Annotated in this window: 1 protein-coding gene and 2 pseudogenes; 2 read left to right on the forward strand and 1 reads right to left on the reverse strand. The window is 67.6% G+C overall.

Translation table 11 applies throughout. The annotated features are described in order from the left end of the window. Window positions 1–142 (reverse strand): annotated as a pseudogene (locus A7A76_RS26465) (DUF6053 domain-containing protein); the annotation flags it as partial. On the opposite strand from A7A76_RS26465, the pseudogene A7A76_RS26470 reads away from it, so the two are divergent. Together A7A76_RS26470 and map are read left to right on the forward strand one after the other, a co-directional pair. Beyond that, window positions 84–236 (forward strand): annotated as a pseudogene (locus A7A76_RS26470) (DUF6053 domain-containing protein); the annotation flags it as partial. The pseudogenes A7A76_RS26465 and A7A76_RS26470 sit on opposite strands and share 59 nt — an antisense overlap. A 32-nt stretch (window positions 237–268) precedes the next feature. After that, on the forward strand, window positions 269–1,045 hold the full coding sequence (gene map / locus A7A76_RS10465) for a type I methionyl aminopeptidase (protein WP_206411155.1): 777 nt from the start codon (window positions 269–271) through the stop codon (window positions 1,043–1,045). The last annotated feature ends 102 nt before the right edge of the window (window positions 1,046–1,147 follow it).

Genomic DNA, 1,147 nt, shown 5'->3' on the forward strand with positions numbered 1-1,147 from the left:
GGTCCGGCCGCAGAGCCGCGGAATTGTAGCCGCGGCGGGGGCCTGGGGCAACTTTGGGCGTGAGGGCTCGTGTAGGAGGGCCTTCAGGCCCGATGCCTTTGGCCCGGTTCGCCGCGACCGGAGCCAAAGGCATCGGGCCTGAAGGCCCTCCTACAAGGTCGGGGGATATCTCTGCGGGGTCTGAGATCGATTCAATCCCCCCGTCCCGGCACGCTGCGGACCGTACGGCGCGGTGATCCCGGCAGCCTGAATGAGCGATAATGCCGGCATGGCCATTTCCATCAAGACCCCCGAAGAGATCGAGAAGATGCGCGTCGCCGGCCGCCTGGCCGCCGAAGTGCTCCAGGTCGTCGCTCCCTACGTCAAGCCGGGCGTGAGCACCGGCGAGCTGGACCGCATCTGCTACGACCACATCGTCAACGTGCAGAAGGCGATCCCGGCCAACGTCGGCTATAAAGGTTTCCCCAAGACCGTGTGCACCTCGGTCAACAACGTCATCTGCCACGGCATTCCCAGCGACACGAAAATCCTCAAGGACGGCGACATCGTCAACATCGACGTCACCGTGATCAAGGACGGCTGGCACGGCGACACCAGCCGCATGTATTACGCCGGCACGCCCTCGGTGATGGCCAAGCGCCTGGTCGAGGTGACCCGCGAGGCGATGTTCCGCGCGATCCGCTTCGTCAAGCCCGGCGCCACCCTCGGCGACATCGGCCACATCATCCAGACCTACGCCGAGGCCGAGCGCTTCAGCGTGGTGCGCGATTACTGCGGCCACGGCATCGGCCGGGTCTACCACGAAGAGCCGCAGGTGCTGCACGTGGGCCGCGCGGGCGAGGGCATCAAGCTGGTTCCCGGCATGACCTTCACCATCGAACCGATGATCAACGAAGGCACCTACCGGCATAAGACCCTGCCGGACGGCTGGACCGTGGTGACCAAGGACCGCAAGCTGTCGGCGCAGTGGGAGCATACCGTCGCGGTGACCGAGGACGGGGTCGAGATCCTGACCCGCGTGCCCGGCGACGACAACGACCTATGACCGGCCCCGTCGCCGACGAACGCTCGGCGACGCCCGCGGCGGCGGCCGATGTCGCCGCCGACGCCGCGCCCGGCAGTCCCGCCGCGGTCCGCGCCGCGCTCG

The organism is Lysobacter enzymogenes, from assembly GCF_017168095.1.
Taxonomy (GTDB): domain Bacteria; phylum Pseudomonadota; class Gammaproteobacteria; order Xanthomonadales; family Xanthomonadaceae; genus Lysobacter; species Lysobacter enzymogenes_D.

Coding starts and splice junctions, on each gene's coding strand:
- map (WP_206411155.1), top strand. CDS start 269: ATGGCCATTTCCATCAAGACCCCCGAAGAGATCGAGAAGATGCGCGTC.